This is a genomic window from Psychrobacter sp. Ps7 (assembly GCF_022129225.1).
In the GTDB taxonomy this organism is placed as follows: Bacteria; Pseudomonadota; Gammaproteobacteria; order Pseudomonadales; family Moraxellaceae; genus Psychrobacter; species Psychrobacter immobilis_A.
The window spans coordinates 29,776-56,493 of the sequence record NZ_JADQAH010000018.1 but is presented as its reverse complement, the minus strand read 5'-3'; the positions used below and the strand labels follow the sequence as shown (position 1 = coordinate 56,493).

Below are 26,718 nucleotides of genomic sequence, written 5' to 3'. Positions count from 1 at the left end.
GTGGCGTACTACTACGTGGTACTAAGCGTGAAGACGTACAACGTGGCCAAGTACTAGCTAAGCCAGGTTCAATCACTCCTCACACCAAGTTTGACGCTGAAGTATATGTACTGTCAAAAGAAGAGGGTGGTCGTCATACACCATTCCTAAACGGCTATCGCCCACAGTTCTACTTCCGTACTACTGACGTAACTGGTGCAATCCAATTACAAGACGGTACTGAAATGGTTATGCCTGGTGATAACGTTGAGATGGGCGTAGAGCTTATCCACCCAATCGCTATGGACAAAGGTCTTCGCTTCGCTATTCGTGAAGGCGGCCGTACGGTAGGCGCTGGTGTTGTTGCTAACGTACTAAACTAATCTATCAGTCTCAGTAATGAGCTTGTAAGTTAGTCATAAAAAGCCATCCTTGTTTAAGGGTGGCTTTTTTTAGATAAAATGATCAGGAAATATGGTTATTCTTCGGTAGTATGATCAAACCTTTTGTTATCTTAGCCAACATGATTAGCCAGTTATATCTATAACGTTTATAATTTACTTTCCCATCTATTGTAATTCTTAGCGGAGCTTGCTATATTAACGCTGCTTCTTATTAGTCGCTTGTATCTTCATTTTGTTAAAGTAATGATGATTCAATAGCACATTCAAATAAGAGTAAAACTAGGTAAAGTAATAATTTTACCGCTAAAGGCTTGCATTTTATATCAAATATTGTATAATGCTGTCCTTTACACCCATAGGCGATTGGCTCAATTGGTAGAGCATCGGTCTCCAAAACCGAGGGTTGTAGGTTCGAGTCCTACATCGCCTGCCATCTTCTTATCACATCTTTGTTATACCTCACCATCTCCGAAGCGAGTTCTTTATGAGCAATGATCAAGATAACCTCGAGACTAAGTTATCTGATGCCAAGGCGGGTGCTGGTGGAATGCTGTCTAAAGGTAAGCACATCTCAGCGGGCAATCAAACAACTGCTGTTGAAGTGGCTAAGACAGGCTCAATAAAAGATGTGGTACTGTGGCTACTTGCCGCAGCAGTATTAATCGGGGCGACGTTAGTTAATCAGTATTTACCTGGCTATTGGCAACCTGCCAATGATATCTGGGTACGTATTGGTATTATCGTTGCCCTTATTGTATTCGCCTTAGTATGCTTGGCATTAACGCATCAAGGCCGCGCTTTTAAAATATTATTAAAAGACGCTGCTGTTGAATTGCGCCGAGTGACATGGCCAGGTAAGGATGAAACGTTTCAATATACCTGGCAGGTCATTGTCATGATTGCCATTGTTGGTTTTCTGGTTTGGTTATTAGATAACTTTTTCAATTGGTTCGTTGGCATCTTTATTGGTTAGTCGCACGTATTAGTGAGTCTTACCCCAAAATTTACTTATAATGATCAGGAGCGTGATATGCGTTGGTATATTGTCCAAGCGTTTTCAGGATATGAAAAGCAAGTACAGCGTTCATTAACTGATCGTATTAATCGTAGTGACTTCGCTGAATCATTCGGTGACGTATTGGTTCCTACTGAAGAAGTCGTTGAAATGAAAGACGGCAAAAAGCGTAAGAGTGAGCGTAAGTTCTTTCCAGGTTATGTATTGATCCAGATGGAAATGAACGACAATACTTGGCACATTGTTAAAGAGTGCCCACGTATTATGGGTTTCATCGGTGGCACACCTGAAACACCAGCGCCAATTACGCAAGTAGAAGCGGATCGTATTTTAAACCGTTTGAATCAGACTGAAACCGACCCACGTCCTAAGACTTTATTTGAGCCGGGCGAAGAGCTGTTGGTTATCGATGGTCCATTTACTGACTTTAAAGGGTTGGTAGAAAAAGTGGATTACGAGAAGTCTAAACTACATTTAACCGTAAACGTATTTAATCGACCGACTCAGGTCGAGCTTGAATTTAGTAAAGTTGAAAAGCTAGACTAAATCAGCAAAAAAGTTCATTAACCGGGGAGCTGTTAGTCAATAAGGTTTATACCACATTGATTTGGCGCTATTACCCATTTAGGAGAAAATCATGGCTAAGAAGATTGATGGTTACATCAAACTACAAGTCCCTGCAGGCAAAGCAAATCCTTCACCACCGATTGGTCCAGCATTGGGTCAAAAAGGCGTGAACATCATGGCGTTCTGTAAAGAATTTAACGCTGCGACCTCAAATCAAGAGCCGGGTCTACCGATTCCTACTGAGATCACTGTATATAGCGATAAGTCTTTTACTTTCATCATGAAGTCACCACCAGCTGCATACTTACTACGTAAGGCTGCTGGTATCGCTAAAGGTTCTGGTACACCAAATACCGCTAAAGTCGGTAAAGTTGACCGTGCACAACTAGAAGACATCGTTAAGACCAAAGATGCAGATTTAACTGCTGCTGATCTTGATGCTGCTGTTCGTACCATCGCTGGTACTGCACGTTCAATGGGTATTACCGTGGAGGGTGTGTAAATGAGCAAGCTAACCAAACGTCAAAAAGAAATTCAAAGCCGTATCGTACATGAAAAGCAGTATACAGTTGAAGAAGCGGTTCAAATCCTAAACGATTTACCACCTCTTAAATTCAAAGAGTCAATTGATATTGCGATTAACTTGGGTGTTGACCCGCGTAAATCTGATCAAGTGGTTCGTGGCGCTACTAACTTACCTGCTGGTACTGGTAAAACCAAACGCGTTGCTGTATTTGCTCAAGGTGCTGCTGCTGAAGCCGCCAAAGAAGCTGGTGCAGATATCGTTGGTTTTGAAGACCTAGCAGAATCAATCAAAGCTGGTAACATGGACTTTGATATCGTTATTGCTGCTCCTGATGCAATGCGTGTTGTTGGTCAACTAGGTACTATCCTAGGTCCACGTGGTCTAATGCCTAACCCTAAAGTCGGTACGGTTACGCCTAACGTTGCTGAAGCGGTTACTAACGCTAAAGCCGGTCAAGCACAGTATCGTGTAGACAAAGCAGGTATCATCCACACGACTATCGGTCAAGTTGGTTTTACTGCTGAGCAAGTAATCCAGAATGCTGAAGCACTGATTGCAGATTTAAGACGTGCTAAGCCTGCTACTTCTAAAGGTACTTTCATTAAGAAAATTACCTTGTCTAGCACGATGGGTCCTGGTCTAAGTATTGATCCAGTTCCATATCGCACAGCAAAATAATTAGATATGTGCCTTTATTTGACGATTTTAAATAAAGGCTGCAAAAATATTTTAAAGAATTAGGTCAGCGTAGCAAACGCTATGCTGTCTAAGACCGTAGGTAGAAAGCAGTTTTACGTTTTTATTAATTGTTTTCGGATCATTAGTAATAACAACGAGCTGCTTTTGTTAATCGACGAAAGATGAAAATCTCAATTGTCCTACGCAGACGGTGACCCACCCAGTTGTTGATAAGAGCCGATAGTTCAATCTATCACTTGATGTCATTCTGATAACGGTGCCGTAATCAGTCGTTATGAGTAAATTTATTATTAATAAATATGCTGATAACGTGTCGTATCAAGTCAGTCTAAGCGATTCGTTTAATTATTGAATGCCAATGCTTAAAAGCTTAGGTTTAAATGATTAAATATTCAGCTGATTGATAAGATTAAAGGAGTCAACTTATGGCATTAACGCTAGAGCAAAAACAACAAGTTGTGGCTGAAGTGTCTGAAGTTGCTGCTAATGCTTACTCAGCAGTAGCTGCCGAATATCATGGTATTGGTGTTGCAAAGCTTACTAAGCTGCGCGAACAAGCCCGTGAAAAAGGCGTCGTTTTGAAAGTGGTAAAAAATACCCTAGCAAAACGTGCGTTTGAAGGCACTAAGTTTGAGAGCATGTCAGACCGTATGACTGGTCCATTACTTTTGGCTTTCTCTATGGAAGATTTGGGATCTGCTGCTCGAGTTGTTTTCGAGTTCAGTAAAGATCACAAAGCTTTAGAGACCAAATTGGTATCAGTTGGTGGTGTTGTTTATGGTCCAGAAGAGCTAGAGCGCGTATCGAAGCTACCAACTCGCGACGAAGCAATCTCTATCTTGATGGCTACTATGAATGCACCAGTTACCAAGCTTGTTCAAACTATGAACGCTGTTCCTAGTAAGCTTGTTCGCACGGTAGCAGCAATCAAAGACGCAAAAGAAGCGGCATAATTGCTTGTTTTAACGTAACTTTGACATCGCCGATTGCACTTTACTGCCAACACTATTTGAAAATTTGGCAAGCAATCCAAGCGATTTTAAAATCAATTAATTTTTATCAGATAACGGAGAGTTCTCATGGCACTATCTAAAGATGACGTGTTAAACGCAATCGCTGAAATGTCAGTAATGGATATCGTTGAATTAATCAGCGCTATGGAAGAAAAATTCGGCGTAACAGCTGCTGTTGCTGCTGCACCTGCTGCTGCTGGCCCTGCTGCTGCTGCTGCTGAAGAAAAAGACGAGTTTGACGTAGTTCTTGCCAGCTTTGGCGAGAAGAAAGTTGGCGTAATTAAAGCCGTACGTGAAGCTACTGGTCTTGGCTTGAAAGAAGCGAAAGATTTGGTTGAAAGCGCTCCAGCTCCAATCAAAGAAGGCGTTAACAAAGCTGAAGCTGAAGAGTTGAAAAAGAAACTTGAAGAAGCTGGTGCAACTGTTGAACTAAAATAAGCTTCGCTTATCTTAGTGTTGTACAAAAAAAGCTGGTAATGCCTTGCATTGCCAGCTTTTTTTTACTATAATTCGTAGCTTGACCTTTTGTGTCTGCCAACAGTCGTATGCAACATCACGGTGGATACCCATCAAAAGGACAGACGATATACATGCAAGCACACATGCCAGTTTTTGAAATCAGTTAATTTAAGCTAAACGTCCATAGATGTTTGGCATTTTTTTGTGTCTGCATGCTTTCCCATTAACACTATAGTTTATACTGATTCTAAAAGTTATAGTTACCCCGATTATTATTAATTCTGAAAAGCTATTAAGTTTAGGTTGTCCGTTTCGCAGAGTATTACTGTCAGTAGTTAGGCTTATAGACGGTACATATCAGCGACGATATTAGTTTTGATAGAATTGTTGGTTTTGAAAGAGCCGGTTTTTTGAAAGAAAAATGACTAAATACAATCAGTTTTGATAGCAGATAACTTAGAAATACCCTTGAACGAGTCATTTTTTCTTACCTCTATGAGTAAGTTTTGCCTAAAAAGTAATATGTTTTAGATGATGTGATATTGAATTTGGTCGTCTGAGTGGTCATATAGACTGACTTAGATACCGATCATAAAATGAAAGTAAGGGTGCTAAGTAAGCACTGATAGCAGAAGTAGTAATTGACAAAAGATATCAACTGAACACGATTACCTGTTTTATATTATCGTTTACGTCGCCAAGTTTGTATCGTATTTATGCACGCTGGCCACGCTTTTAATTTGTTTCCACGTTTACTGTAAGGACTCTCGATGGCATATTCTTATACTGAAAAAAAGCGTATTCGCAAAAGTTTTGCTGAATTGCCCACTGTGATGGACATTCCCTATTTACTGTCTATTCAAGTAGATTCTTACGAGCAATTTTTGCAAGAGCACAAAAAGCCAAAAGCTCGTGAGAATACTGGTTTGCAAGCTGCGTATTCCTCTATTTTCCCAATTGAGAGTCACTCTGGTAATGCAGAGCTACAATTCGTTGAATATTATTTAGGCACGCCTGAATTTGATGAGCGTGAGTGTATCTTGCGTGGCTCAACATTTGCTGCGCCGATGCGCGTCAAAATCCGTCTGATCATCAAAGACAAAGATAGCAAAGACAAAGACAGCAAAGCGGCTATTAAAGATATCCGTGAGCAAAGCGTCTATATGGGCGAAATGCCGTTGATGACGGCTAACGGTACTTTTATTATCAATGGTACTGAGCGTGTTATCGTATCTCAGCTACATCGTTCACCTGGTGTGTTCTTTGATCATGATAAAGGTAAGTCGCATTCAAGTGGTAAAGTGCTTTATAACGCCCGTATTATCCCTTACCGTGGTTCATGGTTAGATTTTGAATTTGACGCCAAAGACTTAGTTTTTGCTCGTATTGACCGTCGTCGTAAGCTATTGGCTTCAATTATTCTACGTGCGCTTGGTTTGACAACGTCTGAAATCTTAGATTTGTTCTTTGATAAAGTAGCCGTTTATAAAGGTGAAGAGCAGTTCGAGATTGATCTGGTTGCTGATCGCTTGCGCGGTGAGATGGCTCAGTTCGATATCGTATCACCAGAAGGTGATGTCATCGTAGAGCAGGGCAAGCGTATTAATGCACGCCGTATTCGTCAGCTTGAAGAAGCAGGTATGACGAAGATTGCGATACCTGATGAGTATCTCTATGAGCGTATTTTAGCTGAAGATATCGTGGTGAATGACGAAGTTATCGCTAAAGCGAATACTCTAATTGACCATGAGTTATTGGTTAAATTAAGTGCATTTGAAGCCAGCGAGTCTATCAAAGAGTTCAGCATTTTGTTCACCAACGATATCGATCAAGGCAGTTATATTGCCGATACGCTACGTGCAGATAGCACCTCAAGCCGCGAAGAAGCCTTGATTGAAATTTATAAAGTCATGCGTCCAGGTGAGCCACCAACGGTTGAGACCGCTGAAAAACTATTTGACAGCATGTTCTTCAACGCGGATCGTTATGACTTATCAAATGTCGGTCGTATGAAATTTAACCGTCGTTTAGGGTTAGAGTTTGATAATACTGATGATCCAGACATCCAACGCGCTCGTAGTGTATTGACCAATGCCGATATCGTTAATGTCCTAAAAGAATTGATTGAGATTCGTAATGGTCGCGGCGAAGTCGATGATATCGACCATTTAGGTAACCGCCGTATTCGTTCGGTCGGCGAGATGGCAGAAAACCAATTCCGTGTTGGTCTAGTGCGTGTTGAGCGTGCAGTCAAAGAGCGTTTAAGCTCAGCGGAATCTGATAACTTGTCACCACAAGATTTGATTAACTCAAAACCTGTTGCTGCTGCGGTGAAAGAATTCTTTGGTTCAAGCCAGTTATCGCAGTTTATGGATCAGAACAACCCATTGTCTGAAGTGACCCATAAACGTCGCGTATCAGCGTTAGGACCTGGTGGTCTGACTCGTGAACGTGCAGGCTTTGAAGTACGTGATGTTCATGATACGCATTATGGTCGCGTATGTCCGATTGAAACTCCTGAAGGTCCAAACATTGGTTTGATTAACTCATTAGCGACCTTTGCAAAGACCAACAGCTTTGGCTTCTTAGAAACGCCTTATCGCCGTGTGGTTGATGGTAAAGTAACGGATGTTATTGAATATCTATCAGCAATTGAAGAAGTCGGTACAGTTATTGCTCAGGCTGATTCGCCAGTAACCGCAGAAGGCGCGTTATCTGATGAGATGGTCAGTGTCCGTAGCTATGGGGAATTTGTCCGTATGCCGCCAGAAAAAGTGACGCATATGGATGTGTCGCCAAGTCAGGTTGTATCGGTAGCTGCTGGTCTAATTCCGTTCCTAGAGCATGATGATGCTAACCGTGCCTTGATGGGCTCGAACATGCAGCGTCAGGCGGTTCCTACGCTACGTGCTGATAAGCCGTTAGTCGGTACGGGCATGGAGCGTCACGTTGCGCGTGACTCAGGTGTTTGTGTGATCGCTAAGCGTGGCGGTGTGATCGAAGACGTTGATGCATCACGTGTTGTGGTTCGTGTCAATGAAGATGAGATGATTGCTGGTGAAGCTGGTATTGATATCTATAACTTAGTTAAATATACGCGTTCTAACCAAAACACGTGTATCAACCAACGTATTATCGTCAACCAAGGTGATGCTATTGCTGTAGGCGATATCTTAGCTGATGGTCCGTCAACGGATCTTGGTGAGCTTGCATTGGGTCAGAACATTCGCATCGCATTTATGCCGTGGAATGGTTACAACTTCGAAGATTCAATCTTACTTTCTGAAAAAGTGGTTAAAGAAGATCGTTTCACGACTATTCATATTCAAGAATTAACTTGTGTAGCACGTGATACCAAGCTAGGTACTGAAGAAATTACTGCCGATATTCCAAACGTTGGCGAAGCGGCGCTATCAAGTCTTGATGAAGCAGGTATCGTTTATATCGGTGCTGAAGTCGACGCTGGTGATATCTTAGTTGGTAAAGTGACGCCAAAAGGTGAAACGCAACTAACGCCAGAAGAGAAACTACTGCGGGCTATCTTTGGTGAAAAAGCGGCTGATGTTAAAGACACGTCGCTACGCGTACCAACCTCAAGCAAAGGCACGGTTATTGACGTGCAAGTCTTTACTCGTGATGGCGTGGAAAAAGATGCACGTGCAAGAGCAATTGAAAAATCACAGCTTGATAGCTATCGTAAAGATTTAAAAGAAGAGCTACGTATCTTTGAAGAAGCAGCTCGTGGGCGTATTGGTAACTTGTTAGATGGTCAAAAAGTCAGCGGTGGTTCTGGTCTAAAAGCCGGTACAGTGATGGCATTGGCTGATATGAAAGATATGAGCCTTGAGACCTTACTGGATATCCAACCAGTTGAAGAAGAAATCTCTGAGCGTCTAACGCAAATCGCTGAGTATTTGGTTGATAAGCAAAAAGATATCGATGTGAAGTTTGCTGAGAAAAAACGCAAATTAACCGCTGGTGATGATCTGCAGCACGGCGTACAAAAAATCGTCAAGGTTTATCTCGCCGTTAAGCGCCGTATTCAGCCTGGTGATAAAATGGCCGGTCGTCATGGTAACAAAGGTGTTGTATCGCGCATTATGCCAGTTGAAGATATGCCTTATGATGAAAATGGTAATACCGTTGACATCGTCTTGAACCCGCTTGGTGTACCATCGCGTATGAACATCGGTCAGGTTCTAGAAACGCATTTGGGTATGGCAGCGAAAGGTTTGGGCGAGAAGATCGATGGTATGCTCAAATCGCAAGCAGCGATCAAAGATTTACGTGACTTCTTAGACAAAATCTATAACCAAGTCGGCGGTGAGCAAGTTGATCTTGATAGCTTGAGTGATGATGACATCATGGCGCTAGCAGATAACTTGCGCGCTGGTGTACCAATGGGCACAGCAGTATTTGACGGCGCAAGAGAAAGCCAAGTTAAAGACCTGCTAGAGCTTGCTGGTATGGACCGTGATGGTCAACAGACGTTGTATGATGGTCGTACTGGTCAGAAGTTTGACCGTAAAGTAACCGTTGGTTATATGTACATGCTCAAACTTAACCATTTGGTTGACGACAAGATGCATGCGCGTTCAACTGGTTCTTATTCACTTGTGACGCAGCAGCCACTCGGCGGTAAAGCTCAGTTCGGTGGTCAGCGCTTCGGTGAGATGGAAGTCTGGGCACTAGAAGCTTACGGCGCGACTTATACGCTACAAGAGATGCTGACTGTGAAGTCGGATGACGTTGAAGGCCGTACGCGTATGTACAAAAACATCGTTGATGGTGAGCAGTATATGGATCCAGGTATGCCTGAATCGTTTAACGTACTGACCAAAGAAATCAAATCATTGGGTATTAATATTGAGTTAAAACAAACCCATTAAGCACGGCTGACTGAAGCTACCTTTAACATAGCTTCAGTTAATTATTATCCTTAGTGGTCAACCTAAAAGCAGTATGCGCATCGCTGCTGCTTTTAGTGATTTGTCTCAACCCTATTCATTGCCTTCATTCATCTTATTTGCGTCAATAATACGCTATCAGATGATTATAAAGATAACGGAGAAGCAACTTGAAAGATTTACTCGATATCATGCAAAGCCCTACCGGCAACGGTAATCAAGAGTTTGATAGCATTCAAATTACTTTAGCCTCACCTGACGTCATTAAGTCATGGTCACATGGCGAAGTGAAAAAGCCTGAAACTATTAACTATCGTACGTTTAAGCCTGAACGTGATGGTCTATTTTGTGCCAAAATCTTTGGTCCAGTAAAAGACTTTGAATGTTTATGTGGTAAATATAAGCGCCGTAAGTTCCAAGGCGTTATCTGTGAAAAATGTGGCGTAGAAGTGACGACTGCGAAAGTACGTCGTGATCGTATGGGTCACATTGACTTAGCCAGCCCAGTGGCGCATATTTGGTTCTTAAAATCATTACCAAGCCGCATCGGTCTATTGCTAGACATGACGCTACGTGATATCGAGCGCGTTCTGTATTTTGAAAGCTATATCGTTACTGAGCCAGGTTTAACTTCTTTAGAGAAGTATCAACTGCTTGATGATGAAGACTATTATAAAGCGCTTGAAGAGTTTGGCGATGAATTCACTGCTAAAATGGGTGCTGAAGCGGTTCAAGACCTATTGAAAGATATCGATTTAGATCTTGAAATCGATGATTTGCGCGAAGCGATTCCGCAAACTGGTTCTGAAACCAAGCTTAAAAAGATGTCTAAGCGTCTTAAATTATTAGAAGCCTTCCGTGATTCTAATAACAAGCCTGAGTGGATGGTGATGAACATCTTGCCAGTACTACCACCAGATTTGCGTCCGCTAGTACCACTAGAAGGTGGTCGTTTTGCGACTTCAGATCTAAACGATCTATATCGCCGCGTGATCAACCGTAATAACCGTCTAAAGCGTCTGCTTGAGCTGAGCGCCCCTGATATCATCGTACGTAACGAAAAGCGTATGTTGCAAGAATCAGTGGATGCCTTGCTGGATAATGGTCGTCGCGGTCGTGCGATCACTGGTAGTAACAAGCGTCCATTGAAGTCTTTGGCAGATATGATCAAAGGTAAGCAAGGTCGTTTCCGTCAAAACTTACTTGGTAAGCGTGTTGACTATTCTGGTCGTTCGGTGATCGTTGTTGGTCCAACGCTACGTCTACATCAGTGCGGTTTACCAAAGAAAATGGCACTTGAATTATTCAAACCATTTACTTATAACAAATTATTGTCTCATGGTTTAGCGACCACGATTAAAGCTGCCAAAAAGATGGTAGAGCGTGAAGAGCCGCAAGTGTGGGATATGCTGGCCATGGTTATCCGTGAGCATCCAGTGCTTCTTAACCGTGCACCAACGCTTCACCGTTTGGGCTTGCAAGCATTTGAGCCAGTACTAATCGAAGGTAAAGCAATCCAATTGCATCCGCTCGTTTGTACCGCGTTTAACGCCGATTTTGATGGTGACCAAATGGCCGTTCACGTGCCATTGACGCTAGAAGCACAGCTTGAATCACGTGCGCTAATGATGTCTACCAATAACATCTTGTCGCCTGCCAACGGTGATCCAATCATCGTACCGTCGCAAGATGTTGTATTGGGCTTGTACTACATCAGTCGCTCGTCTATCAATGCCAAAGGCGAGGGCATGATTTTTGCCACCGTTAATGAAGCATTGCGTGCGATTGGTTCAAACGATTTGCATGTAAACGCTAAGATCAAAGTGCGTGTCACCGAGACGCATATTGATGAAGATGGCAATGAGACTAAAGAAATCAGCTTAAAAGAAACGGTTGCAGGTCGTTTATTGATCTGGAACATCATGCCTAAAGGTATGTCTTTTGATGAATGTAACCAAGAGATGACGAAGAAAAATATTTCTCGTTTGATTAACTCTTGCTACCGTAAAGTTGGCGTTAAAGAAAGTGTCATGTTTGCTGACCAATTGATGTATCTTGGTTTTGCCCAAGCGACATTGTCTGGTGTGTCTATCGGTATTGATGACATGGTCATTCCACCACTGAAAAAGCAAATTATCGAAGTGGCAGAAGGCGAAGTTCGCGAAATCGAAGATCAATTCGAGCAAGGTTTTGTGACCGCTGGTGAGCGCTATAACAAAGTGGTTGATATCTGGTCACGTACCAATGACAAAGTCGCTAAAGCGATGATGGACAACTTAGCCACTGATAAAATCATGAACGCCAAAGGTGAGGAAGAAGAGCAGAAGTCATTTAACTCTATCTTTATCATGTCAGATTCTGGTGCTCGTGGTAGTGCGGCTCAGATTCGTCAGTTGGCTGGTATGCGTGGTTTGATGGCTAAGCCAGATGGTTCAATCATCGAAACGCCAATTAAAGCAAACTTCCGTGAAGGCTTGACAGTACTTCAGTACTTTATTTCAACGCATGGTGCACGTAAAGGTCTTGCGGATACGGCACTGAAAACCGCTAACTCAGGTTACTTGACGCGTCGTTTGGTTGATGTGGCACAAGATTTGGTTATTACCAGTGATGACTGTGGTACTGAGCAAGGCTTGCTCATGAAACCACATATTCAAGGTGGTGAAATCATTGAGAAGTTAGGTGAGCTAGTGCTAGGTCGTGTGACGGCTCGTGATGTGACTTATAACGATGATGCTGATAAGGTATTGATTCCAGCAGGTACTTTGATCGATGAGCATTGGGTAAACGTGCTTGATAACAATGCGATTGATGATATCTGGGTACGCTCAGTTATTACTTGTAATGTTGAGCATGGTGTTTGTTCACAGTGTTATGGTCGTGATTTGGCTCGTGGTCATAAAGTGAACATTGGCGAGTCAGTCGGTGTTATGGCGGCACAGTCTATCGGTGAACCAGGTACTCAGTTAACGATGCGTACATTCCACGTGGGCGGGGCAGCAAGCTCAGCATCAGTGGATAACAGCATCTCAGTTCGTAGTGCTGGTCAAGCGCATTTCGAAAACATGAAAACGGTTCAACATACCGATGGTCACTTAGTCATCGTATCGCGTTCAGCTGAAATCGCCTTGACCGATGAGCTTGGTCGTGAGCGTGAGCGCTATAAAGTGCCTTATGGTTCTAGCGTGCTTGTGAAACACGAAGATCAGGTTGATGCTGGTCAAACCATCGCTAAATGGGATCCGCACACGCATCCTATTATCACAGAATTTGCTGGTACTGCACGCTTCAGTGAGATTACTGATGGCTTAACTGCTACCGTAAAAGTTGATGATGCGACGGGTATGAGCTCATTTGAGATTCTTGCTACTCGTGACCGTTCAAGTTCAGCAAAAGACTTACGTCCTGCGATTATCTTGAACACTGACGAAGGTAAAGAAGTGGTTTACTTCTTACCAGCTGAAACCATCATTCGCGTCAGCGATGGTGAAAAAGTAGCAGCCGGTTCGATTTTGGGTCGTGTACCACAAGCCTCTTCAGGTACTAAAGATATTACCGGTGGTCTACCACGTGTTGCTGACTTGTTCGAAGCACGTCGTCCGAAAGATCACGCCATCATGGCAGAAATGACAGGTGTGGTTAGCTTTGGTAAAGAGACCAAAGGTAAAAATCGCTTCATTATCACCAATGAAGATGGTGAGATTCATGAAGAGCTGATCCCGAAATGGCGTCAAATTAACGTCTTTGAAAACGAAACGGTAGCACGTGGTGAAGTGATCGCTGATGGTCCACAGAATCCACATGATATCTTACGTTTGAAAGGTCAGACTGCACTTGCTGATTACATCGTTAACGAAGTACAGGACGTTTATCGCTTGCAGGGTGTAAAAATCAACGATAAGCACATCGAAGTGATTATTCGTCAGATGCTGCGTAAAGTTGAGATTACCGATGGCGGCGATTCAAACCACTTCAAAGGCGATCAAGCAGAGTACTCTGATATCAAAGCATTGAATGCGAAGCTGGAAGCGGAAGATAAATTCCCAGTACAGTTCGAGCGTCAATTACTAGGTATCACCAAAGCAAGTCTGGCAACAGAAAGCTTTATCTCAGCAGCATCGTTCCAGGAGACGACCCGTGTACTAACTGCGGCTGCCGTGACTGGTAAAGTGGATGAGCTACGTGGTCTGAAAGAAAACGTCGTTGTTGGTCGCTTGATTCCTGCTGGTACTGGTCTTGCTTATCATAAAGCACGCAAAGAGAAAGCGGAGCAAAAACTGCTAGATAAAGATCTTAAAGCAGGGTTTGACAATGCAGCATTTGATATGTCAGCGAGCACGGATAGTAAAGACTTTGCAAGCTTTGATGAAGCCTTTGCACAAGAGCTTAATCAGGATAATTAATAGTATTAAGCGTCTTTGATTTATTGTTAATTTGATAAAAAGCCAGCCTAAGTTGCTGGCTTTTTTGTGTGTGCAATAAAGTGAGAAATGCATGGTACTGTTATCTAAAAAAATAGTACACTGGAAAATATGCCCTAATTTACATTTCATATAAGGATAAGTCGCAAATGGCAGGTAAAACCCGCGTTGCCAAATATCAAGCAGATCGAACCAATCAAAAACTGTATTTCTGTCGTTTATCCTGCCAAGCGGCGGGAAGTACCGATGATAAACAGCACTATCAAGCCCATTGTGAAACTGCTATTTTTCATCTGTACGGTGCCTTTCTCGCATTTACCCAAGAGCTAGGTTATTTTTATAGTTTAAACATGAGCGCACCAACATTGTCAGATATTGAGCAAGCATTGAGCGAGCGTACCCAAGTATCGCCTGAGATTCAGCGATTACAGCAGTTACAGCAGCAGGGTTTTTTGGCCAATATAGAGCGTGCGTATCAGCGTTGTCTGTACGCCGTACCGCCAGATGCTATCGTAGATCAAACACCAAGCAATACTGCCTCACCTGATCTTATTGTTAACGTTGTGACCTTGTCGAATCAATGGCTGCCAGATGAGGCGACGATACGAGAGTGGCGTCAGCAGTTTTTAGAGCTGATTGAGCAACTACGTGCTGGTATGGTTGAGTTCTAAAAATAGTTATTAAAATTTTATCTCATTTTTATCACCATTTTTAAAATGAAGACATGTCCTAGTTGACTGATGACTGTCCTTTAATAGAGTGGTATTGATCAAAATATTAAGTATAAAAAAGGCTTATTTAGCGAGTGCTAAATAAGCCTTTTTTAAGTCATAAGTTTATATTATTAATGGTTGTCTACTCTGGTATCGGTGGCATACGCTCAACGGGTGTTACCGATAAAGGGTTTTGCGGCACACTATCATTACTACGGCTGTTACTAGGTTTGGCTGCTTGAGAGCTAGTTTGTGCTTCAACAGGTTCAGCTGGTGGTGATTTACGCTGTTGAGTCTGCGTCTTAACTGGTTTTTCTGATTCGCTGCTATCCGTATCTTCATCATCGGCCAGAATACCATCATCAGTCATTTCTATAATTTTTTGCTTTTGTTTTTTCGATTTGGCGCGGTTATTGATAGACACCCATTGATGAGGCGTGTCTTTAAGTTGGGCTTTCATAAAATCCATCCAAACGGGTAGAGCTGCCACACCACCATATTCGCGACGACCCATGGTTGATGGTTGATCAAAACCCATCCACACGACAGTTGCATTGGTAGGATGAAAACCTGCAAACCAAGCGTCTTTTGCTTCATTGGTGGTACCGGTCTTGCCACCAATATCATCACGACCTAAAGCCTTGGCTCGTACTGCCGTACCACGCTGTACGACGTCACGTAAGATATCTGCCATCTCAAAAGCGACTCTGGGTTGTAAGATTCTAGGTGCTTGCTTAGCCACTGCATATTGAACCGCTGGTGCTTTTAAGCGATCGGCCTGTGGACTAGCATCATAAACCTTTAGATTTAGCGCTTTACCGCTTTGTTCAATGTTATCAATATCATCATTGTTCTCTAAATTTTGTTCTTTAACCGTCACTTCATCATCGATAGCACTGTCTTCATTTTCAATTGACTTCTTATAATCTTCGAGGAGATTTCTATTGAGGTCTTCAAGTTTTTCATTGAAGCAGGTGGCACACGCTTGGCGTGGGTTTGCCTGAAAGAGGAGGTTATTATTATAATTATAAATTTGTTCGATAAAATACGGCTGTACACGGTGACCACCATTCGCGAACGTAGCATAGGCTGTTGCCATTTGTAACGGTGTTGCTTGTCCTGCACCTAACGCTAACGACAAAGTCGTCGGTAGCTTTTCTTTATCAAGTCCGAATTCATCTAATAGGTCGCGCGTATCAGAGATACCAATGGCTTGTAAGAGACGAATAGAGACTAAGTTACGAGATAAATACAGTCCACGGCGTAAAGTGATTTCGCCTAAAAAACGTTGATCAGAATTTTTCGGTTTCCAGTCACCCACTTGAATCGGTCGATCCGAAACAATGCTATCTGGGCGATAGCCTTTTTCTAGAGCAGCGGTATAGACAAGCGGTTTAATGGTTGAGCCTGGTTGACGCCAGCCTTGTAGAGCACGATTGAATTTACTGTGATTAAAGTCAAAGCCACCGACCAATGCCTTAACAGCGCCAGTTTCTGGATTCAAGGAGACCAGACTTCCTTGTAGTTTGGGAATTTGTCCCAGCTGCCAATTACCATTCGCGGTCGGTATCAAACGAATGATATCGTTTTTATTGACAATTTGGCGGGCGTTGTCAGGAAAGTAACCGATACGATTGGCAGAAATATACTTGCGTGCCCAGCTCATCCCAGACCAACCAACGGTCACATTTTCACCAGAGGGCATTGTCGCCTCAAAACTGCGAGCATTAACCTTGGTGACTTTGGCGGGAGTCATATTACTATAGCGGCGGAAATTTTCTAGCGGTTCATCATTTGCTTCAGCCCCGCGCCAACCATGACGATGTTCGTAAGCCACCAAACCGGTCAGTACCGCCGCTTCCGCATCTGTCTGTGCTTTGCTATCAACCGTAAGGCGTACCCGCCATCCACTATGCATCACTTGCTCACCATAGCGATTGACCAATGTAGAGCGTGTCATTTCTGCCAAATACGGCATATTGACGTCGAGCTTCTCTTTATAGAGGTTAATGCCTACTGGTGAGCTGATCGCTTCGTCGCGTTGTGCTTTGCTGATATAGCCTAACTCGTGCATGCGTCCAATGATCCAGTTGCGGCGAGTCAGCGCGCGACTGGGATTGGCAACAGGATTGTATTTAGAAGGGGCTTTGGGCAGACCTGCCAACATTGCTGTTTCAGCAATAGTGAGGTTTTCTAAGGATTTACTATAGTATTTTTTGGCCGCGGCGCGGATACCATAAGCGCCTTCACCTAGATAGATTTTGTTGACATAAAGCGTCAAGATATCATTTTTACTGAGCTCATCTTCTATTTTACGTGCTAAAAATAGCTCGACCAATTTGCGATTTAAGGTGCGCTCTGGACTTAAGAAGTAGTTTTTGGCAACCTGCATAGTAATGGTAGAGCCGCCCGTTTGGCTGTCGTCGTCAGTCACTACTTCTGTCACTGCGCGACCAAGACCTTTAATACTAATACCGCTGTGCTGAAAAAAGGACGCATCTTCTGCTGCTAAAAAAGCATGAGTCAAATTTTCAGGAATATCTTCAAAAGTAACGGGTAAAGATAAACGGTTACCATATTGGCCAATGAGTTTGTCATCACTACTATATATCTGTAATGGCATCTCTAAATTTGCTGTTTTAATCTCTTGAATGCTAGGTAGGGTAGGCGATAAATACATTGCCATCCCATAAAAACCAATGGGCACAGCAAGTGCTAAGATAACTGCCAATGCCAAGCAGGCAATAACAAGCCCCACCAAAAAGTGAATGAGACGGGCGGTAGCATTTTTTTTGGTCATAAGAAGACTTATCAATTAAAATTTGCAACAGATAAAACATTATACCTTGAACAAAATCAGCAGGTCATAATAAATGTGTAAGTTGACCTTAATAACCTGTTTAAATGCTTGAATCTATCTGTTAAGTAAACTATTGTACTGAATTATTACAAATAACTATCAGATTGTACACTTAATATAAGGTATAGAGTTTGTGAGGCTATTTACTTCCAAAAGTCAGAATTTAATTGGTGTGGATATCTGTGCCACTTCAGTAAAGTTGGTTGACATACAGCGCCAACAGGGCATGTTTCATCTAAAATCTTATGGTATTGAAAGACTGCCAGAAGGTATAGTCGTCGATAAACTTCTTGTAGATACTGAAGCGGTTGGTCATATTATTGCTAACTTAGCTAAACGTTGTCATGTCGCTGGTAGTAGTGCTGCAACTGCCGTGTCAGGGTCAGCAGTAATCACTAAAATTATTGATATGGATGCTGCGCTAAGCGACGTTGAGCGTGAAGCGCAGATACGTTTAGATGCTGATCAATACATACCTTATCCATTAGAAGACGTCAACCTAGACTTTGAAGTTTTAGGGCCTTCTTTAGCAAGTGATGACATGGTGCAAGTCTTACTTGCCGCATCACGCTCGGAGAATGTTGACCAAAGAGTTGATGCCTTAACCTTTGGTGGTCTTCAAACGAAGGTCATGGATATTGAATCCCATGCGATAGAGCGTGCTTTTGGACTCATGGTAAATAACTTACCAAATGCCCCTGAGTTAGTTGCTTTGATAGATATTGGTCACAATCAAACGACTTTATATGTTGCTAAGAACGGTGAGTTTATCTATAGCCGTGAACAATTATTTGGTGGTGTTCAGTTAACAGAAGCGATACAAAACCGTTATGGACTATCTGCTGAAGAAGCGGCTGTTAGTAAGCGTGAGCGTACCTTACCAGATGACTACTATCTTGATGTGCTGACGCCTTTTATCGAAAATGCTATTCAACAAATTACTCGCTCATTGCAATTTTATTTTTCTTCAAGCCAATACAGTAGTATCGATCATGTGGTCCTTGCTGGTGGTAGTAGCTCTATTTCTGGTCTTGCTGGCATGGCACAGCAAAAACTTGGGGTGACTGTCAGTATTGCCAACCCTTTTACCAATATGACTATTGCACCAAATATCGATAATGAGCAACTGGCCATTGATGCACCAAGTTTAATGGCTGCATGCGGTCTTGCGTTAAGGAGCTTCGACTAATGGCTCGTATTAACCTATTACCTTGGCGCCAAGAAGAGCGCGAGCGTCGCAATAAAGAATTTCTCACGTTAGTAGTGGCAGTGACTTTGCTCACTTTATTGGCTGCATTTGCTTCATGGAGCTACTTTAACAACGAGCTTGATGAACAACTTGATGCAAACGCATTGATTGAAAAAGAAAATGCTCTTTTAGATACGGCTTTGACTGAAATTGATAGTCTGGAGCAGCGCCGTGAGGATATTATTTCACGTATGCAAGTCATTCAAGACTTGCAGGGTCGACGTCCTGTGCCCGTTCGTTTATGGGATGATCTTGCTAAAGCTATCCCGCCGGCACTCTATTTGAATAACCTCAAACGTGAAGGCGATGTTTTGACGCTGACAGGTCGAGCTGATAATCCAAATATTGTATCAAGTTTGATTCGTAATCTTGATGATAGTAAATGGATGGGTGATTCAGCCGTTAGTAATATCCAACAAAATATCAGTGCTTATGAATCTGCACCAGTGCTTAATAATACGGTCACCGCTGGCGAACAGCCGCGTCCTATTTATCCTGAAGACAGTTATGTACAGTTTGTGATCACGACCAAAGTACAGTCGGAAACAGCCGTTCCTGTAGAAGGTGCTGACGGTACCACTGTACCTGGAGGTGAGTTATGAAGCTTAACCGTAAAAAAAGCCTGATTAAAACCAAAAAAACAGCCCTGAAACCAAAGCAACAGTTTGATTTACAGGAGTTTCGCCGCAGTTTTGAGTCGTTAGACTCTGAAAACTACGGCAGCTGGCCATTACCTGTAAAGGTAACGGTAATAGGGCTTATCATCACGCTCATCGCAGCGTTGGCGTGGGCTTTACCGATTAGTAGTAAAATCGATGAGATCAATGCTGCTGAGAGCCAGCAACAAACGTTACTTGATAGCTATCGTGAAAAAGAATCACGCGCGCGTCATTTAAAAGCTTACCAAGAGCAAGTTGTCCAAATGGAAGCTGAGTTCAATACCTTACTCGATCAGTTACCAAAAGATACGCGTGTATCAGAGCTGGTTGAGGGCATTAACATGACGGGTGTCGGCAGCAATATACGTTTTCAAGACATTTCAGTAGAGCCTGAGATTGAAAACGAATTTTTTATTGAGCAACCTATCCGCATTGCTGCTTTGGGCGAATATCATCAGTTTGGTAGCTTTATTAGTGGTCTTGCCGCCTTACCACGAATCATTACTATGCATGATTTTGAGGTCAGCAATCCGCAGCCGACATTGGATGTTTTACCGGAGCTTAATTTGGTATTACAAACCAAAACCTATCGTTCAAAAGAAGCTGACCCTGAGGGTGATGAAACGGTTGCTGTCACTGACGCTGCGACCACTGATAATGCAGGAGGCAACTAATGAATATTCAAAAACTGCCTACGCTATTGGTTTTAAGCATGGCTGTATTGTCCATGACAGGGTGTGCGGATCGCATTGGTATGGCAGAGCAATCAATGACCGATATCCGTAATCAGCCAGCTCAACCTATTGAACCACCGCCCAAAGCTGAGCTAGTAGAAGACTTTGTTTATAGTGCCAGCGCACAGCGCAGTCCATTCTTACCACCGAGTTTAGTCAATGTCCAAGGTCCTATCACTTCCATCGATGGTGTGCGTCCTGACATTACCAGAGTGAAAGAACCTCTTGAGCAATATGAGCTATCGCAACTGATTTTTCGTGGTGTCGTAATTTCACCTGAAGGTCAGCGATATGCGTTGGTACAACGCCCTGATGGTTCAGTCGCGAGTGTGAAAGTAGGTGATTATCTTGGACTAAATGACGGCCGTATTGTTGAAATCACGCCGACCCAGATTAACTTGATTGAAATTGTGCCAGACAGCCGCGCTGGGTTTGTTGAAAAACCCCAGTCGTTGGTTTCACCCATAAGCTAAGTCGGCAGATTTTTTGAGGAATAAATAATGACAGTACGCAATAACAAGGTAACGATGATGAGTAACCGCGTATCTTCTGCTTTTGCCATTTCAGCATTGGCAATCAGCATGGTAGCAGTGAGTAATAGTGCCCATGCCGCACAGCGCATTAACGAAGTTTCTGTGGTACAAACTGCGCCAGCGGTGACACAAATGCGTTTGGGATTTGACGGTTTACCAGTGTTACCTGCCGCCTATCAGCTTGATAACCCTAGCCGTTTGGTACTAGATTTTGAAAAAGTGCAGAATGGACTTGCTAGTCGCTTTAATGAATACAATATTGGTATGATTGATAAGGTCACGACTTTAAATAGTGACAGTACCACGCGCCTGATTGTTGAGCTAAAACAGGCAGGTAACTATACGACATCGATTGAGGGTAACGATTTACTATTAACCATTACCGATCCTAACCGTCCAGTAATGACCAATGATCCTATCCAAGACGTACTCAATGACAATAATGCGATCACGACGACAGCAGTCGTTACACCGATTGTAGAAACCAGTAGTGCACCGGCAGTCAATATAGCCAGTAAAACTGTGGTTAAAAACCAAGTACCTGCTGATACCATGGTGGTCAGAGTTAACCCGTTATTAAGCCCACAACTTGCTGCATCGCAAGTGAGTAAGCAATATAGCTATGATGGTTTGAGTGCCGTCAATTTTGCCGCAGGAAATGATGGTGGTGGCAACGTTAGCATCGCACTTACCAATGAAGCCATTCCCGTTGATGTGCAACGTCAAGGCAACAAGTTAGTGGTACGCTTAACGGGTAGCACCGTGCCAAGAAATTTATTGCGCCGTTTGAATATTAATAGTGGTCTGGTTGATAGTATTGATACTAAAAACCAAGGTCAAAATGGTGTAATTACTATTAATGTCAAAGAAGATTATGAGTATCAGGCTTATCAATCAGGCAATCAGCTGAATATTAATATCAGAAAACCTGAGCTACTACGTGAGCCAACACTTGAAGAAAAAGTCTATAGCGGTGAAGCGCTATCTATGGAGTTTCAAGACGTTGAGATTCGTAGTGTCTTAGATATCCTAGCGCAGTTCACAGAAATGAATATTGTGGCTAGTGATTCAGTCGCGGGCAATATCACCTTACGCCTGATTAATGTCCCATGGGATCAAGCGCTAGATATTATTCTAAAGAGTAAGAATCTTGGTAAGCGTGAGAATGGCAATGTCATTTTGGTTGCGCCTTCCACCGAGCTTGCTGAGCAAGAAGCACGTGAGCTTGAAGCACAGCAAGCAGTTGAGTCTTTTGCGCCATTACGCACAGAATATATTCGTCTTAGCTATGCAAAAGCGCCAGATGTTTTGACACTTATTTCTCAAGGCAGTGGCTCATCAGGTGGCAGCAATGCAAATGCTGCTGATAACAATACCTTATTGTCTAATCGTGGAACGGTAACGGTAGATGAACGTACCAATACTTTAATTATTAAAGATGTGGCTGACAGTATCGAAAATATCCATAAATTGATTGGTAAAATTGATATTCCAGTCCGTCAGGTCATGATTGAAGCGCGTATTGTGAGTGCCACTGATAGCTTTAGTAAAGAGATTGGGGTTCGTTGGGGTATCTTGTCAAATGGTGCTGCTAACAACCGTAATTTATTGGTCGGTGGTAGTAATCAAACGCTATGGGATTTAAAAGACTTTGATGTAGAAACGACGACGGTAAATGGTCAAACAGTTTCTTATCCTTCATACGATATTACTCGTCCTGATAACTTAAACGTCGATTTAGGGGTTGCCAACCCTGCTGGTAGTATTGCCTTTGGCTTGCTGAGCATGTCAGATGTGATGCTTGATCTTGAATTGTCAGCACTGCAAGCGGATAATCGCGGTGAAGTGATTTCTACGCCGAAGATTCTGACAGCAGACAAGCAAACGGCGAAAGTCTCTTCAGGGACGCAGATTCCTTATCAAGAAGCGTCTGCCAGTGGAGCAACTACCACTAGCTTTAAAGAAGCAGCATTGAGTTTAGAGGCCACACCAAATATCACCCCAGATGGTAAAATCGGCTTGCAATTGTTAATCACTAACGGTACGCCGACCATTATTAACAATCAGGTTGCTATTGCTGAAGACTCTATTTCGACCAATGTTATTGTTGAAGATGGTCAAACGGTTGTGTTGGGTGGTGTCTTTAAGAATCGTACCAGCAATGGTGTCGATAAAGTACCTTTCTTAGGAGATCTGCCTTATATTGGTCGCGCTTTCCGTAAAGACGTGCGTAGTAATTCGAAAGAAGAGTTATTGATATTTATCACGCCAAAATTGATCAATGATGGTATTAGCCGCATAGATTAATCATTTATTGATTGGTTTTCGCTCAAAAGAAGCAAGCATCAACGCTTGCTTTTTTTATGGGAAAATTTTCATATTGATTGAATTTTACTAACAATAATCAACGCTCATTACTAGCCAGAATATCAATGACGTTGTATCATAGCTAATTTAGCTGAGTAAGTATTATGGTGGAGGAATTGCCGTCGGTATTTTTAGTAGGGCCGATGGGAGCAGGGAAGACAACCATCGGTAAATTGCTGGCTAAGCAGTTGGGGCGCACCTTTGTAGACAGCGATTGGTACATTGAATCGCAGACAGGGGCTGACATAGCTTGGATATTCGCTAAAGAAGGCGAGGCGGGCTTCCGTGAGCGTGAAACGCGCGCCATCGATGAGTTGACTCAAAAAGACCAAATCGTCTTAGCGACTGGTGGTGGCGCTGTGATGTGTGCTGAAAACAGAGCGTTTTTGCATCAGCGCGGCATCGTGGTTTATTTGAATGCGCCAGTTGATGTGCAAATGGCTCGCACGGCTAAAGACAAATCACGACCACTGTTACAGCAGCCAAATCCTAGAAAAATCTTGCAAGATTTATATAGCACTCGTGATCCCTTATATCGCCAAGTCGCTCATATTATTATGCCAACTGGTCATACTTATCCCCGTCATATGGTCAATCAGCTCTTACAGCAACTAGAGTCATTTACTGACTCGACTGCTATAGCACCAGAAGATAAAGAAAATTAACCATAATGATAAACTTTATCAAGGCGTGTCCTCATTTAAAAATGGTGATAAAAATCAGGACGCGCCCTAGTTAAGCTCAGCTACTTTTATCTCATTCAAAATGTTTAGGGAGTGCTTAATGGCAACGCCACTGTTTCATGACGGTTTAACGGTTCATACGCAAAGCCATGACTATCCAATCGTCATTACTGAGAAAACAGCGATAAATCACAACAGTATGGCAAAGCTGATCACACCTTATATTCGTGGTCGCCAAGTATTGATTGTCACTAATGATACTGTTGCGCCTTTATACCTAAACGCTTTAGAAAAAGAGTTAACAGAGCAGTTCACTGTGCGTGTTTGCGTATTGCCAGATGGTGAGCAATATAAGCATCAGAGCAGTATCAATCAAATTTACGATGTATTGATGGCCGAGCATTTTAATCGTGACGTTACGCTTATTGCTCTAGGTGGTGGCGTTATTGGTGATATGACGGGCTTTGCTGCAGCAAGCTTTATGCGTGGTGTAAATTTTATCCAGATTCCAACCACGCTACTGTCACAAGTGGATTCGAGCGTTGGTGGTAAGACGGGCATCAATCATCCTCAAGGCAAAAACATGATTGGCGCTTTTTGGCAGCCACAAATGGTACTTGCTGATATGAGTACGCTCAAGACTTTGCCAGCGCGCGAGTTGTCAGCCGGGTTGGCTGAGGTCATTAAATATGCACTCATTATGGATGTCACGTTCTTAGATTGGCTGGAAGTCAATCTGCCAGCGATGATGGATTTGAATTTAGCGGTACTTGGTGATGCCGTAAAACGCTGCTGTCAGTATAAAGCCGATATCGTCGCGCAAGATGAAAGAGAGTCAGGCGTGCGAGCATTGTTAAATTTCGGTCATACTTTTGGTCATGTCATTGAAACACATGAAGGCTATGGTAATTGGCTACACGGTGAGGCAGTCGCTGCTGGCATGGTACAAGCCGCAGAGTTATCACAGAGAATGGGTTGGTTAACGGTCGAAGACATTGCTCGTATTAAGCGTATTTTAAACTTAGCAAATTTGCCTATCACCCCGCCACGCATTGATACACAAACGGCGCTAAGTTTGATGGGACATGATAAAAAAGTGAAACACGGACAAATCCGCCTGATTTTGTTAAAATCACTAGGTCAGGCCGTATTGACCAGTGATTTCGATGAAGAGCTTTTGTACGAGGTATTATCACAACACCGCGTATAATGTCTTAAAGCTTTAGTGCTCGTGAATACTCACTGAACGCAACGGTTTAAAGCAGACTGGCTCGCCGCCATTCTACTTACTGCGCATCTCTTGAATGCGGTCAACTTTATTTTCACCAAGGATACTCCCATGGCAGCTTCAAGATCGACGCCGCGTACCGCTAGCCAGTCATATCGCCGTCAAGCGTTGATTTGGCTGATAATGACCTTGCTGCTGGGTGTGGTTACGGCTCTGATTTGGATGTTTAGTCAAACGCCAGCGATGGGTGCCAAAATTGAAAATGCCCCCATATCAGCACCGCAACCATTGAGTGCTGAGCTTGAGCAGCCCTTAAAAATCGAGTCGTTACACGAGCTTGATACCGACGTGCAGCCCATTAGTTTTGATACGACGGTACGTGATTTGCGCAATTATCCTGCTGAGTTTAAAGACAAACGTTATTTGTTGGCGAATAAAGGCAAATGGACAGTGCAGGTGATGAATGTCGCCGAAAACGATGTGATTGTCAGTTATTTAGAAGGCCGCGCAGACCGTAATAAATTTGCTTATTTCCGTTATCTTGATGATGAAAATCAAGTTCGCTATATGTTAACTTATGGGCTCATGAGTAGTCCACAAGAAGCGGTTGGCGCGGCAAAACTGATAGACTTTAAGTTGCCAGCCAATGTGCGTGTGTTGCCAGAAGAGATCAATCGTTATGTCGGTATCATCGATAATTATGAACGCCCTGATCCAGTTAAAGATTTGAGCACCAGACGCACACGTTCTGTTGATCTAAAGCCGACTAAGCGCGAAGTGCCAGTGCGCCAGCCACTGCCAGAAACGGATAATGGGGACAATGCTGGTCGTAGCAGTCAAGAAACTGCCAGTAACAGCGACAATGAAAGTATCCGTCAGTCAGCGGATACCTCCGATACTTTATCGGTCACTGAAGAGCGTATTGTTGGCAATGAAGAGGAAGTCTCCTCTGTCACTACGCCCAAAAACGAAGGTAGTGGAACTAAGTCTGAACCAGAGAATAAAAAACCAGCGACATCAGGCACTGAAAATACTACTAAAAAACCCCCAGTAGTCGCAACACCGAAGCCGCCAAGTAGTACCAGTAGTACAAATTCTGGCGCAAACGCTACTAGCAAGAATACCAATCCTCCTAAGACCAATAACGACAGCATAAAAACATTGATAGAAGACAAAAGCAATTAGAGTATGTTTGTCCTGTGACCATATCGTTGATAGTTATGATAACCTCGTTACTACTATGATTGACAAAAACCCACTGACAAGCTGGTTAGTGGGTTTTTTTGTGGGGCATCACAAAGCATATAATTAGTGCTAAAAATACATTTCCAAAAGAAGTTGATCTTAATTAAGTCTCTCAACTAAGCCTTGTCACAGATACTATGTATCAAAATTTGCATAGAACATTTAATCATCCTATAACCAATAGTAATAAGTTCTCTTACAAAATATGGTGGGTGAATCGATAGAAAAGACTAGATTTTTTGTCCGTCATTAACTAATATAACTGTGGGCGACGTTCTGTATAGTTATCGTAAAAATTGTTTTTTAACAATGAATTGGTAAACTTCTATCATTTAAAAGATACGTTACTAAATTTTTTTGTCTCAAGCGTTGTCACTTGCTATCTATAATTAAGCTATCGCAAGTGGCGCAACCTCTCTTATTATCGCTCTCTTTAGAGTGAATGAAGCGCTTGATT

18 protein-coding genes, 1 tRNA gene and 1 pseudogene are annotated in these 26,718 nt (G+C 42.8%); 19 read left to right on the top strand and 1 reads right to left on the bottom strand.

The window, feature by feature from the left end; translation table 11 throughout:
* The 11 genes and pseudogenes from tuf to I3257_RS07965 all read left to right on the top strand — a co-directional run.
* A pseudogene (gene tuf, locus I3257_RS08015) lies at positions 1-362 on the top strand (elongation factor Tu); the annotation flags it as partial.
* Between the two features lie 378 nt (positions 363-740).
* Positions 741-816, top strand: a tRNA-Trp gene (locus I3257_RS08010).
* A 51-nt stretch (positions 817-867) separates the two neighbouring features.
* On the top strand, positions 868-1,356 hold the full coding sequence (gene secE / locus I3257_RS08005) for a preprotein translocase subunit SecE (protein ID WP_238033989.1): 489 nt from the start codon (positions 868-870) through the stop codon (positions 1,354-1,356).
* Between the two features lie 57 nt (positions 1,357-1,413).
* Positions 1,414-1,944 carry a transcription termination/antitermination protein NusG gene (gene nusG / locus I3257_RS08000; protein WP_045443893.1) on the top strand — a complete coding sequence of 177 codons (531 nt, stop codon included), beginning with the start codon at positions 1,414-1,416 and terminating at the stop codon, positions 1,942-1,944.
* Positions 1,945-2,035: 91 nt separating this feature from the next.
* The gene (gene rplK / locus I3257_RS07995) at positions 2,036-2,467 is read left to right on the top strand and encodes a 50S ribosomal protein L11 (RefSeq protein WP_010201717.1); all 432 of its coding nucleotides are present in this window, start codon (positions 2,036-2,038) and stop codon (positions 2,465-2,467) included.
* The gene (gene rplA / locus I3257_RS07990) at positions 2,468-3,169 is read left to right on the top strand and encodes a 50S ribosomal protein L1 (RefSeq protein ID WP_045443901.1); all 702 of its coding nucleotides are present in this window, start codon (positions 2,468-2,470) and stop codon (positions 3,167-3,169) included.
* Between the two features lie 446 nt (positions 3,170-3,615).
* Complete coding sequence (gene rplJ, locus I3257_RS07985) at positions 3,616-4,143, top strand: 50S ribosomal protein L10 (RefSeq protein ID WP_045443904.1); 528 nt, start codon at positions 3,616-3,618, stop codon at positions 4,141-4,143.
* A gap of 126 nt (positions 4,144-4,269) precedes the next feature.
* Positions 4,270-4,641 carry a 50S ribosomal protein L7/L12 gene (gene rplL / locus I3257_RS07980; RefSeq protein WP_011514491.1) on the top strand — a complete coding sequence of 124 codons (372 nt, stop codon included), beginning with the start codon at positions 4,270-4,272 and terminating at the stop codon, positions 4,639-4,641.
* Positions 4,642-5,432: 791 nt separating this feature from the next.
* Positions 5,433-9,551 (top strand): DNA-directed RNA polymerase subunit beta, encoded by a 4,119-nt coding sequence (rpoB, locus tag I3257_RS07975; protein WP_087814768.1) that lies wholly within the window; start codon positions 5,433-5,435, stop codon positions 9,549-9,551.
* A 188-nt stretch (positions 9,552-9,739) separates the two neighbouring features.
* Positions 9,740-13,972, top strand: coding sequence for a DNA-directed RNA polymerase subunit beta' (rpoC, locus tag I3257_RS07970; protein WP_055124834.1), 4,233 nt, complete (start codon positions 9,740-9,742; stop codon positions 13,970-13,972).
* Between the two features lie 167 nt (positions 13,973-14,139).
* Positions 14,140-14,661: a DUF6586 family protein gene (locus tag I3257_RS07965; RefSeq protein ID WP_201560982.1), complete on the top strand. Its 522-nt coding sequence runs from the start codon at positions 14,140-14,142 to the stop codon at positions 14,659-14,661.
* A 184-nt stretch (positions 14,662-14,845) separates the two neighbouring features.
* Here the strand turns inward: I3257_RS07965 and I3257_RS07960 are convergent, their stop codons facing one another.
* Positions 14,846-17,503: a transglycosylase domain-containing protein gene (locus I3257_RS07960; RefSeq protein ID WP_238049349.1), complete on the bottom strand. Its 2,658-nt coding sequence runs from the start codon at positions 17,501-17,503 to the stop codon at positions 14,846-14,848.
* Positions 17,504-17,696: 193 nt separating this feature from the next.
* Between I3257_RS07960 and I3257_RS07955 the strand changes: the two genes are divergently transcribed.
* The 8 genes from I3257_RS07955 (at position 17,697) to I3257_RS07920 (ending at position 26,201) form a co-directional block, all read left to right on the top strand.
* Positions 17,697-18,752, top strand: coding sequence for a pilus assembly protein PilM (locus I3257_RS07955; RefSeq protein ID WP_201554834.1), 1,056 nt, complete (start codon positions 17,697-17,699; stop codon positions 18,750-18,752).
* Positions 18,752-19,414: a PilN domain-containing protein gene (locus I3257_RS07950; RefSeq protein WP_045443917.1), complete on the top strand. Its 663-nt coding sequence runs from the start codon at positions 18,752-18,754 to the stop codon at positions 19,412-19,414. The genes I3257_RS07955 and I3257_RS07950 overlap by 1 nt, the downstream gene beginning before the upstream one ends.
* Entirely contained in the window at positions 19,411-20,145 is a 735-nt protein-coding gene (gene pilO, locus I3257_RS07945; protein ID WP_045453405.1) for a type 4a pilus biogenesis protein PilO, read from the top strand. The genes I3257_RS07950 and pilO overlap by 4 nt, the downstream gene beginning before the upstream one ends.
* On the top strand, positions 20,145-20,678 hold the full coding sequence (locus I3257_RS07940) for a pilus assembly protein PilP (protein ID WP_201560980.1): 534 nt from the start codon (positions 20,145-20,147) through the stop codon (positions 20,676-20,678). Before pilO ends, I3257_RS07940 begins: the two co-directional genes overlap by 1 nt.
* 27 nt (positions 20,679-20,705) lie before the next feature.
* Positions 20,706-23,045 (top strand): type IV pilus secretin PilQ, encoded by a 2,340-nt coding sequence (pilQ, locus tag I3257_RS07935; RefSeq protein WP_201502547.1) that lies wholly within the window; start codon positions 20,706-20,708, stop codon positions 23,043-23,045.
* A 164-nt stretch (positions 23,046-23,209) separates the two neighbouring features.
* Complete coding sequence (gene aroK, locus I3257_RS07930; protein WP_045453412.1) at positions 23,210-23,770, top strand: shikimate kinase AroK; 561 nt, start codon at positions 23,210-23,212, stop codon at positions 23,768-23,770.
* 118 nt (positions 23,771-23,888) lie between these two features.
* On the top strand, positions 23,889-24,998 hold the full coding sequence (gene aroB, locus I3257_RS07925; RefSeq protein ID WP_201560979.1) for a 3-dehydroquinate synthase: 1,110 nt from the start codon (positions 23,889-23,891) through the stop codon (positions 24,996-24,998).
* Between the two features lie 129 nt (positions 24,999-25,127).
* Entirely contained in the window at positions 25,128-26,201 is a 1,074-nt protein-coding gene (locus I3257_RS07920; protein ID WP_238049348.1) for a hypothetical protein, read from the top strand.
* The last annotated feature ends 517 nt before the right edge of the window (positions 26,202-26,718 follow it).

What these genes read in the sequence shown, in the direction of transcription:
- secE (WP_238033989.1), top strand. Translation starts at nt 868, where the DNA reads ATGAGCAATGATCAAGATAACCTCGAGACTAAGTTATCTGATGCCAAG.
- nusG (WP_045443893.1), top strand. Translation starts at nt 1,414, where the DNA reads ATGCGTTGGTATATTGTCCAAGCGTTTTCAGGATATGAAAAGCAAGTA.
- rplK (WP_010201717.1), top strand. Translation starts at nt 2,036, where the DNA reads ATGGCTAAGAAGATTGATGGTTACATCAAACTACAAGTCCCTGCAGGC.
- rplA (WP_045443901.1), top strand. Translation starts at nt 2,468, where the DNA reads ATGAGCAAGCTAACCAAACGTCAAAAAGAAATTCAAAGCCGTATCGTA.
- rplJ (WP_045443904.1), top strand. Translation starts at nt 3,616, where the DNA reads ATGGCATTAACGCTAGAGCAAAAACAACAAGTTGTGGCTGAAGTGTCT.
- rplL (WP_011514491.1), top strand. Translation starts at nt 4,270, where the DNA reads ATGGCACTATCTAAAGATGACGTGTTAAACGCAATCGCTGAAATGTCA.
- rpoB (WP_087814768.1), top strand. Translation starts at nt 5,433, where the DNA reads ATGGCATATTCTTATACTGAAAAAAAGCGTATTCGCAAAAGTTTTGCT.
- I3257_RS07965 (WP_201560982.1), top strand. Translation starts at nt 14,140, where the DNA reads ATGGCAGGTAAAACCCGCGTTGCCAAATATCAAGCAGATCGAACCAAT.
- I3257_RS07960 (WP_238049349.1), bottom strand. Translation starts at nt 17,503, where the DNA reads ATGACCAAAAAAAATGCTACCGCCCGTCTCATTCACTTTTTGGTGGGG.
- I3257_RS07950 (WP_045443917.1), top strand. Translation starts at nt 18,752, where the DNA reads ATGGCTCGTATTAACCTATTACCTTGGCGCCAAGAAGAGCGCGAGCGT.
- pilO (WP_045453405.1), top strand. Translation starts at nt 19,411, where the DNA reads ATGAAGCTTAACCGTAAAAAAAGCCTGATTAAAACCAAAAAAACAGCC.
- I3257_RS07940 (WP_201560980.1), top strand. Translation starts at nt 20,145, where the DNA reads ATGAATATTCAAAAACTGCCTACGCTATTGGTTTTAAGCATGGCTGTA.
- pilQ (WP_201502547.1), top strand. Translation starts at nt 20,706, where the DNA reads ATGACAGTACGCAATAACAAGGTAACGATGATGAGTAACCGCGTATCT.
- aroK (WP_045453412.1), top strand. Translation starts at nt 23,210, where the DNA reads ATGGTGGAGGAATTGCCGTCGGTATTTTTAGTAGGGCCGATGGGAGCA.
- aroB (WP_201560979.1), top strand. Translation starts at nt 23,889, where the DNA reads ATGGCAACGCCACTGTTTCATGACGGTTTAACGGTTCATACGCAAAGC.
- I3257_RS07920 (WP_238049348.1), top strand. Translation starts at nt 25,128, where the DNA reads ATGGCAGCTTCAAGATCGACGCCGCGTACCGCTAGCCAGTCATATCGC.